Origin of the sequence: Dietzia sp. UBA5065 (genome assembly GCA_002415925.1) — a bacterium.
In the GTDB taxonomy this organism is placed as follows: Bacteria; Actinomycetota; Actinomycetes; order Mycobacteriales; family Mycobacteriaceae; genus Dietzia.
This window is the reverse complement of the sequence record DIAZ01000122.1, coordinates 4,544-13,987: the sequence shown is the minus strand read 5'-3', so window position 1 is coordinate 13,987 and position 9,444 is coordinate 4,544. Positions and strand designations below refer to the sequence as shown.

Genomic DNA, 9,444 nt, shown 5'->3' with positions numbered 1-9,444 from the left:
GTCGGGTCGGTGGGCTCGTCGACCGAGGGCGGTGCGGAACCGGGGACGCCGGGCACGACGTCGGCGGTCTTGGATGCGGCGGATTTCTTGGTGGACATGCGGCTCCTCCGACAGTGGCGTGCGGTTTCTCGTCTGGCCTGGGACTCTCCCACCTCGGGCGCGGCCCGCAACCAGTCGCGGAACTCGCGACCGAGGGGTACGGTGCGGCCGCCCGCGCGGCGGGCTCGGGCCTAGACTCGGACCATGACCGGGTCCCTGGAGTTCTCGGACCTCGCCCTGATCGGGGCGGTTGCGCTGCTCGGCCCGCTGTTGGCCTGGCGGCGCTCGTGGCGCCTGCCCGTGGTGTTCGGGGAGATCCTCGCGGGAATAGCGGTGGGTGCCTCCGGTCTGGGCTGGCTCGACGCGTCGGATCCGGGGTTCGCGCAGCTCGCGGTGGTCGGATTCGCCTTGGTGATGTTCGTGGCGGGAACCCACGTCCCGGTGCGTGACCGCGAACTGCTGCAGGGGTTGTGGCCGGCCGCGGGCCGGGTCGTGGCGGTGGCGGCCCTGGCCGTCGCCCTGGGGTGGGCCGTGGCGTCCCTCGTGGACTCCGACCACGCGCTGCTCTACGGAGTGATCATGGCGTCCTCGTCCGCCGCGCTGGTGTTGCCCCTGCTGGACTCGCTCTCCCTCGGTGGCCCGGACGTCACCCGGCTGCTGCCGCAGGTCGCACTCGCCGACGCCGTGTGCATCGTGGCACTCCCGCTGGTGATCGACCCTGCACGGGCGGGCACGGCCGCGCTGGGAGCGATCGCGGTGATCTCGGCCGCGGTCCTGCTGTTCGTGGTTCTCCGCTACTTCGACCGCTCCGGCCTGCGCCGGCGCATCCACCACGTCTCGGCCAAGCGGGGGCTGGCGCTGGAACTCCGGTTCAATCTCGTGGTGCTGTTCGCGCTGGGCGCGCTCGCGGTGGCGACCAACGTCTCCGTGATGCTCGCCGGGTTCGCGTTCGGGATGGTCGTCGCGATGATCGGGGAGCCCCGGCGGCTCGCGCGGCAGGTGTTCGGCCTCGCGGAGGGGTTCCTCGGGCCGGTGTTCTTCGTCTGGCTCGGCGCCTCCCTCTCGCTGCGCGAGCTGTGGGACCAGCCACGGATGGTCCTGCTGGGCCTCGCCCTGGGATTCGGGGCGATCGCGTGCCACTCCGCCATGCGGGTCACCGGGCAGCCGGCCGCCGCGGGAGTACTCGCCGCGGCCGAACTGGGCGTGCCGATGGCGGCCGTGGCGCTGGCGGAACCCGCCGGCACGCTCGCCCCCGGAGAGGGCCCGGCGCTGCTGCTGGGAGCGCTCGTCACGGTGGTCGCGGCGATCCTCGCGGGTCGCAGACTCGCGGTGAGAGGCGGGAGCCCGGACGAGGCGCTCGGTGCCGACGTCTCTCCGCGTACTCTCAGCGGAACTCCCTAGGCTCCCCGCCATGGCGACTCACGAGGCTGACCCGGACCCCGGTGTGGATCCCGGTCATCGGGGTCTGGCCTCGAGGTCGGTGCCGGCGCTCGTCGCGGCGGGGCTCCTCTTCCTCGTTCCTCTCCTCTTCTTTGTCGTACTCGCGGAGGACGTCGCCGAGCAGGAGATCTTTTCCTTCGACCGCCCGGTGATGATGTGGCTCCACGGTGTGACGACGCCGTGGCTGACGGCGGTGATGGAGGCGGTGACGGAACTCGGCGGTCTCGTCGTGGTCCCGGTCGCCGCGACGGTGGCGGCGATCGTCCTGTGGCGGCGCGGGTCGCGGCGCAGCGCCACGGTGCTGGCGGCGGCGGTCGTCGGATCGACCCTCCTCAACACCGTGCTCAAGGCGGTGTTCCGGCGAGCCCGCCCCGACTTCTGGCAACACCTCGTCACGGAGGACTCCTACTCGTTCCCGAGCGGGCACGCGATGGCCACGATGGCGCTGGCGGCGTCCCTGGTCGTCCTGGCGTGGGGCACCAGGTGGAGGTGGGCGTCCGTGGTGACCGGGGCGGTGTACGTGGTGGCCGTCGGAGTCTCGCGGATGTACCTCGGTGTCCACTACCCGAGCGACGTGCTCGCCGGGTGGAGCGTGTCCGTCCTGTGGGTCGCGGTGGTCGTGGTGGTCCTGGCGTGCGTGGAGGCGTGGCAGCGCCGACGGGCCGAGAGGGCAGTGCTGACCCGATCGAATGAGGTCCGGCCATGACGATCGACCGGTTGCTCGGGACCTCCCTGCTGGACACCCCGGCGCTGGTGGCGGTGTGGGTGCTCGTGGTGGGCGGTGTCGCGGGCCTGGTGGCCCTCGGGGCACGGACGGCACGCCCGTCACGGACCGGGGCCACGGGCCCGGGCGGTCCACGCCGCTGGTGGACCCGCACGCTGCCGGCCTGCATCGGCACCGCGGTGGCCGCCACGGCGACGGGTGGACTGCTGGTGGAGAAGGTGTTCAGACCCTTCCCCGACGCGCTGCCGCCGGCGGTCTACGTGTGGATCGCCGTGGGCCTGTTCGCGCTGATTCTCGGCGCGGTCGCCGCCGTCGGGGGGAGCCGCGCGCGCCGCCCGTGGTGCGTGGCGGGCGCCGTGCTCGCGGTGATCTCTGTGGTGGTCGGTGCGGGCGGCCACGTCAACCGCATGTACGCCGAGTACCCCACCCTGGGCTCACCGTTCGGGTGGTCCGATCACCGGACCGTGTCGCTGGCCGAAGTCCCGGGGTCCACCCCGGCGACCATCGGTGGCGACCTCCCGCCCGGCACGCCGCTCGACTCGGTGTGGACGCCGCCGCCGACCATGCCACAGCGCGGTGCGATCACGGAGGCGTCGATCCCCGGTACCGCGTCCGGCTTCGTGGCCAGACCCGCCCAGATCTACCTGCCGCCCGCGTACTTCACGGACCCGCGCCCGCTGCTGCCGGTGCTCGTCCTCCTACCGGGCCAGCCCGGAACCCCCACGGACTGGGTGGTCTCCGGACGGCTGCCGGTGGTGGCGGACGCCTTTGCCGCTCGCCATGCCGGGCTGTCGCCGGTGGTGGTGGTGGCCGACCCGATCGGGGAGCCGCTCGGTAACACCCTGTGCGTCGACTCCGGCCGCGGCAACGCGCGCACCTACCTCGCCGAGGACGTCCCGGACTGGATCCACCGGAACCTCCAGGTGGACACCGGACCGCGGTCGATGGCGATCGGGGGGCTGTCCTTCGGCGGCACCTGCGCCCTGCAGATGGCGCTCTCCGATCCGGAGGTCTACCCGACCTTCCTCGACCTGTCGGGGCAGGGCGAACCGACGATCGGGACCCGCGCCGACACCGTCGACCGGTTCTTCGGTGGAGACGAGGCGGCGTTCCGCGAGCACAACCCCGCCGATGTGCTGGCACACCGCCGCTTCCCCGGGCTCGCCGGCGCGTTCGTCACCGGCACGTCCGACTCCGAATACGGTCCGGCGACACGGGCGCTCTACTCGGCGGCGCTGGCCGCGGGGATCGACGCGCACCTCAGCGAGCTCCCCGGGGGCCACAGCTACGCCGTGTGGTCGGCCGGTCTCGAGCACGAGCTGCCCTGGCTCGCCCAGCGGATGGGGCTCATCCGGTGAGGCGGGCCGTCTCCACGGCCCGCGGGTATGCGGCCCGGGCGTGGTCGACCTCGCCGTACACGGTCGCGCTGCTCGCCGCCCTGTGGGTCCTCGCCGCGGTCACCGGCTCCGCGGTCCACGGCCCGGACCCGGGGTGGGCCGGGCGGGTCGCGGTGGGGTGGACGACCCTGGGGCAGGGGCACCTCTGGACGGTCGTCACCTCGGGGCTGTTCGTGTCCGGCGTCGCGGACCTGGTCGTCTCCTCCCTCCTCCTGCTGGGGGTGGGGCCGGTGGCCGAGCGGTTGCTGGGTGGTCCGCGGATGCTGGTGGCCGCCCTCGTCGCGCAGGTCGCGGGCGTCGTCGGTGGTATCGGGTACGGGGCGCTCTTCCACACCCTCTCCGCGGGCGCGGGCGCGGGTTCCGGGTGGGCGGACGTGGTCCACGCGCCCCCATGGGTCGGCCCGCTGCCCTGGATCCTCGGCGCCCTGCTGGCGTCGACGGCGAGGATGCCGGTCCTGTGGCGGCGGCGGACCCGGGCCGTGGCCCTGGCGGTGCTCGTCACCCTCGTCCTCTTCGCCGGGCACCCGCAGGACGTCGTGCGGTTGTGCGCGGCGCTGGCGGGGCTGGGTGCGGGCATCGCGCTGACCCGCGACGCGCACCACACGCGACTGCTCGGCGGCTCGGTGCGGGAGACCCGCACCCTGCTCGCCCTCGTGGTGGCGGCGTCCGTCCTGGGGCCGCTCGTGGTCTCGCTCACCGCCGGCGCGGTGGGACCGCTCGCCCCGTTGAGCCAGCTCGTCCGCGACGTGCCGTTCACCCCGGCGCAGACCGCCGAACTGTGCGCGGTGGACCCGGGCGGCACCGACTGTTGGAACGCGCGCCAGCTCCTCCGACTCACCGGCGTCGGCCCCGTGGTCCTCACCCTCATGCCGACGCTGCTCGTCCTGATGCTGGCGGACGGTCTGCGGCGGGGGCGCCGCGCCGCGCTGTGGTGGGCGCGGGCGGCGTACGCGGCCCAGCTCGTGGCCTCGGCCGCCCTGCTCTTCGTGGGACCGGTCGAGACGGACCGCGGCCGGCGGCAGCTGATTGTCGGCGCGGTCCCGCACGAGCACATCTTCTGGGTGGTGGCGCCGCTCGTCGTGGTGGCCGGAACGCTCCTCGCGCTGCTGGTCACCGGTGGTTTCTTCCAGACGCGGGCGAGCGTCCGCGCGGCCCGGCGCGCGGCCGTCGGGATCGCGGCGGTGGTCCTGGGCGGGTCGGTCGTCTTCGTGGGCCTCGGCGCACTCGTCACGGAGGGGGTGGCCGCATCCGGGCTCTCGGATCCGTCGGTCGTGGAACTCGCGCTCGACTACCCGGCCCGACTGATCCCGCCCGCCTACCTCGGGCTGTTCGGGCCCTCCCTGCTCCCGGTCTCGGACGCCGCGACCGTGCTGTTCGAGTGGATCGGCGTGGCCGTCTGGGCCGGTGTGATCGTGGTGCTGTGGCGGTTCCTCCACGCCCGCCGGACGGACGAGGACCCGGCCGCGGAGCACAGGCTGCGGGAACTGCTGCACAGGCCGGGCGGGACGTCGATGTCCTGGATGACCACGTGGCGGGGCAACGAGTACTGGTTCACCCAGCGGCATCCCCCGGGGTCACCGTCCGCGGTGGCGTTCCGTGTGGTGGGCCGGGTCGCGCTCACGACCGGCGGGCCGGTGGGCCCGGAAGACCAGGTGGGTCCGGCGGCGCTCGAGTTCGCCGAGCACTGCGTGCTCCAGGGGTTGACCCCCTGCTTCTACTCCGTCGACGCCGCGCTGGAGTCCGCGCTCCGGGCGGCAGGCTGGTCGTCGGTGCAGGTGGCGGAGGAGACCGTGATCCCGCTCCCCGACCTCGCCTTCAGCGGGAAGAGGTTCCAGGACGTCCGTACCGCGCTCAACCGGGCCCGGAAGGAGCAGGTGACGGCGGTGTGGACGACCTTCGACCGGGCCCCGCTCGCCCTGGTCAACCAGATCCTCGCGATCTCCGAGGAGTGGGTGGCGGACAAGGCGCTGCCGGAGATGGGCTTCACGCTCGGTGGGATCGAGGAGCTGGGCGACCCCGAGGTGCGACTCCTGCTGGCCGTGGATGCCGACGACGTGGTCCACGGCGTGACCTCGTGGCTCCCCGTGTACCGGGAGGGGGTGCCCGTGGGCCTCACCCTGGACTTCATGCGACGCCGCACCGGGGGCTTCCGGCCGACCACCGAGTTCCTCATCGCCTCCGCCGCGCTCCGGGCGAAGGAGGAGGGCCTGGAGTTCCTCAGCCTGTCGGGAGCGCCCCTGGCGCACGGCGGGCGCGGGGACCAGGACGGGGGGACCGCCGGGGACGACTCGGCGTTGTCCGCCGTGCTCGACCGCGTCGGGGCGGCCCTCGAGCCGGTGTACGGCTTCCGCTCCCTGCTGGCCTTCAAGGCCAAGTTCGATCCGCGGTACCGACCGTTGTACCTCTGTCATCCGGACGCGGCGGCCCTGCCCGCGATCGGCGTCGCGGTGGGGCGCGCCTACCTCCCGGAGGTCGGGCTGGGCCAGGGCGCGCGGCTGGTGGGCACTCTGGGGCGGATTCGGCTTCGCCGGGGCTGGACGAGCGTCCATCAGAATAGGGTGTGACCATGACGAACCCCGGATCCGACGGCGCCGACGCCGGGACGGCCGCGATCCCGCGGACCCATCTGCCCTATCCAGTGGTCCTCGCCGCGGCGTGGTCGGCGTGCCTGCTCCTGATCGTGGCCGGCGCCTGGGTCCTCGGGCAGGCGGTGGGCCGGCTGTCCGTGATCCTCGCGCCCGTGGCCATCGCGGTGCTGCTCGCGGCCCTGCTCAGGCCCCTCGTGGACCGCATCCCGGCGCGGGTCCCGCGGGCGGCCGCGGCCCTCGTCGTCGTCGTCGGTCTCCTCCTGGCGATCCTGGGCGCGCTCGCGGCGGTGACCACGCAGTTCGCCACCGGGGTCCCCGCGATGCGCGACAAGCTGGCCAGCGGGACCGACTCCGCGTTGCGGTGGCTGGAGGACGGCCCCCTCCACCTCACCGCCGACCGGCTGCAAGAGGCCGTGGCCCAGAGCCGCAGCTGGCTCGAGGGTCACTCCCAGACGCTCGCCGCGGGCGCGGTCCACTTCGGCCACACCGCGGTCGACGCCGTGGCCGGCCTGCTCATCTGCCTGGTCTCGTTGTTCTTCTTCCTCTACCACGGGGAGAAGCTGTGGGAGTTCTTCGTGCGCTGGCTCCCCAGGGCGAGCCGCGGGCACGTCGACACCGCGTTCCGGCACGGCTGGGGCAGCCTGGGCGCGTACACCCGCACCCAGCTCACCGTGGCGGCCATCAACTCGGCGGGGGTCGGGCTCGGCGCCCTGGTGCTGGGCGTGCCGTTCGTGGTCCCCATCGTCGTGGTGGTGTTCCTGGCCTCCTTCGTGCCGATCGTCGGCACGCTCGTCGCCGGCCTCATCCCCACCCTCCTGGCGCTGGTGGACAAGGGCCCGGCGATAGCGCTGGCGATGCTGGCGATCGTCGTGGTGGTGCACCAGATCGAGTCCCATCTGCTCCAGCCGCTCCTCATGGGCCACGCCGTGGCGCTGCACCCGCTCGCCGTGATCCTCGTCGTGACCGGGGGGACCTACCTGTTCGGCATCGTGGGGGCGTTGTTCGCGGTCCCCGTCACCGCCATGGTCAACACGGTGGTGAGGTACCTGGCCGCGCGGGGCGGGGAACCGGGCGAGGGGATCGTGCCCGAGCGCGACCAGGTGTCCGGGCCGGACGGTGACGACGACGACGAGGTCGCGGTCCCCGCGAGCGGACCCGCGTCGCGGTGAGGTCCGGCCCGGCTCGGACCCCACCGGGCTCGGCGGTCGAGGTGGTCCGGTCGAGCGTGGTCCGCGCCGCCCGTGACCGGGTGTGGGCGCGCGTCGTCACCGCGGAGGGCGTCAGCGACGAGTTCGGGCCCCTGTTGACCATGCGGTTCCCCTCGCGCCTGGCGGGGTCGTCCATCGTGGACCTGCCGCGGGGTCGGTCGATCGGTCGAGCGTGGATCCTGGTCTGCGGGGTGATCCCGGTGGAGTACGACGACCTGGTGGTGGTGGACCTGGTGGCGCCCCGCTACTTCCGGGAGCGCTCGCGCCTCGGGTCGTGCCGGGTGTGGGAGCACCGCCGCGAACTCGAGTCGCTCCCGGACGGGACCACCCGGGTCACCGACACCCTGCGGGCCCAACCACGGCTGCTGGTGCCCCGCCGGGTCGTCCGCGTGGTGGTCGGGGCGCTCTTCGCCCACCGGCACCGCCGGCTCGCGCGGGCCTTCGGGGCGGAGTGTGACGGGGAGAACCGCCCGGCGGGTCCGTGATGCCGCACAATGGTCAGTGGCCGATCGCGCGCCGAGGTACGGCGCGACAGGCCGTCCCCGAGGGGGAATGCGACATGCAGAAGACGACGCTCCACGGCCGCGAGCTGGCCTACCGCGAGGCGGGGGCCGGCGAGGGCAAGCCCACGCTGCTGCTCATCCACGGGATGGCGGGGAGCTCCGGCACCTGGCGCGAGATGATCCCGCGCCTCGAATCCTCGTACCACATCCTCGCCCCGGACCTACCCGGCCACGGGGAGAGCTCACTCGACTTCGACGACTACTCGCTCGGGGCCATGGCGTCGGCCCTGCGCGACCTGCTGGTGGTCAAGGGCGTCCGGCGCTGCACGGTGATCGGCCACTCGCTCGGCGGCGGCGTGGCCCTGCAGTTCGTCTACCAGTACCCCGACTTCTGCGAGCGCATCGCGCTGATCGGGAGCGGCGGCCTGGGCAAGGAGGTCAACTGGATCCTGCGGCTCCTCGCGGTCCCGGGTGCGGAACTGCTGCTCACCGGCGCGGCGGCCCCGTTCCTGGTGTCCGCCGGGGACAGGGCCCGCGGATTCCTCACCGGCAAGGGCGTCCGCGCGGTCTCGCTGGAGGAACCGTGGGCGGCCTACGAGTCGCTCGGGAAGCCGGGCCATCGGCGGACCTTCTTCAAGACCCTGCGCGCCGTCGTGGACAACAAGGGGCAGGCCGTCTCCGCCAACAACCGCCTCCACCTGGCCGGACAGCTGCCGTTCCAGCTGATCTGGGGCGACCGGGACCCGATCATCCCCGTCTCGCACGGGCACGCCACCCACGACGCGATCCCGGGCAGCCGACTCGCGATCGTCGAGGGCACCGGGCACTACCCCCACGTCGAGGATCCCGCCGCCGTCGAGCGGATCATCACCGAGTTCATGGAGTCGACGGAGCCCGGGCACATCGACCACGACACGCTCAGCACCCTCGTGACCGCGGGCGGTGACGGCGAGTCCTGAACGCGACTCGGCCCCGGTTCCCGCGACGGGGAACCGGGGCCGAGGACGTTCGGCCGCCGTGGGTCAGGCGCCGGTCTCGGCGTCGTCGGTCTCATCCGCGTCGGCGCTGAGCGAGTCGAGGGATCCGGAGTCGACCGTCTCGTCGGTCTCGGTCTCCTCCGGGGTCCCGGCGTCGATCCCGCGCAGGATGTCGAGCGCGCCGGAGATGTCCCCGGTCATGGCGGCGGCGATCGCCAGGTCGGCGTTGGCCTCGCAGTCGTCGCCCGTCAGTCCCGGCACGACGGAGCCGACGGAGCCGAGGAAATCGTAGGCGGAGATCGAGCCGCAGAGCTGCGCGGCGATCTCGGACACCTCGGCCGGGGTCTCCGCGTCGTCGGTGTCGGTCTCGTCGGTCTCGGTGGCCTCCGCGGCGCCCAGCGAGCCGGAATCGAGGCCGGGGAGGTCGCTCTGCGCGGCGGCGAGGCCGGCGCCGGAGAAGGAGAGGGCGGCGGCGGAGCCGATGACGGCCATGGACTTCTTCATGGTGGACTGCGTCATATGGGGAGCCTTTCGATCGGGTGCCGGGGGTGTCCCGGAGCACGGCGGC

General features: G+C 73.5%; 8 protein-coding genes. 7 read left to right on the top strand and 1 reads right to left on the bottom strand.

Annotated features, from left to right (window positions below; genetic code table 11):
- Positions 1-243: 243 nt before the first annotated feature.
- From B4M60_RS09420 to B4M60_RS09390, 7 genes are all read left to right on the top strand, one after another.
- The gene (locus tag B4M60_RS09420) at positions 244-1,440 is read left to right on the top strand and encodes a cation:proton antiporter (RefSeq protein ID WP_291082735.1); all 1,197 of its coding nucleotides are present in this window, start codon (positions 244-246) and stop codon (positions 1,438-1,440) included.
- 10 nt (positions 1,441-1,450) lie between these two features.
- Complete coding sequence (locus B4M60_RS09415) at positions 1,451-2,185, top strand: phosphatase PAP2 family protein (RefSeq protein ID WP_291082731.1); 735 nt, start codon at positions 1,451-1,453, stop codon at positions 2,183-2,185.
- Entirely contained in the window at positions 2,182-3,561 is a 1,380-nt protein-coding gene (locus B4M60_RS09410; RefSeq protein ID WP_291082728.1) for an alpha/beta hydrolase, read from the top strand. Before B4M60_RS09415 ends, B4M60_RS09410 begins: the two co-directional genes overlap by 4 nt.
- The gene (locus B4M60_RS09405; RefSeq protein ID WP_291082725.1) at positions 3,558-6,164 is read left to right on the top strand and encodes a bifunctional lysylphosphatidylglycerol flippase/synthetase MprF; all 2,607 of its coding nucleotides are present in this window, start codon (positions 3,558-3,560) and stop codon (positions 6,162-6,164) included. The genes B4M60_RS09410 and B4M60_RS09405 overlap by 4 nt, the downstream gene beginning before the upstream one ends.
- A gap of 2 nt (positions 6,165-6,166) precedes the next feature.
- Positions 6,167-7,357, top strand: a complete 1,191-nt coding sequence (locus B4M60_RS09400; RefSeq protein WP_291082722.1) for an AI-2E family transporter — start codon at positions 6,167-6,169, stop codon at positions 7,355-7,357.
- A 56-nt stretch (positions 7,358-7,413) separates the two neighbouring features.
- The gene (locus tag B4M60_RS09395) at positions 7,414-7,881 is read left to right on the top strand and encodes a hypothetical protein (RefSeq protein WP_291082719.1); all 468 of its coding nucleotides are present in this window, start codon (positions 7,414-7,416) and stop codon (positions 7,879-7,881) included.
- 74 nt (positions 7,882-7,955) lie between these two features.
- Positions 7,956-8,858, top strand: a complete 903-nt coding sequence (locus tag B4M60_RS09390; protein ID WP_291082716.1) for an alpha/beta fold hydrolase — start codon at positions 7,956-7,958, stop codon at positions 8,856-8,858.
- Positions 8,859-8,921: 63 nt separating this feature from the next.
- Here the strand turns inward: B4M60_RS09390 and B4M60_RS09385 are convergent, their stop codons facing one another.
- Positions 8,922-9,395: a hypothetical protein gene (locus B4M60_RS09385; RefSeq protein WP_291082713.1), complete on the bottom strand. Its 474-nt coding sequence runs from the start codon at positions 9,393-9,395 to the stop codon at positions 8,922-8,924.
- Between the last annotated feature and the right edge of the window lie 49 nt (positions 9,396-9,444).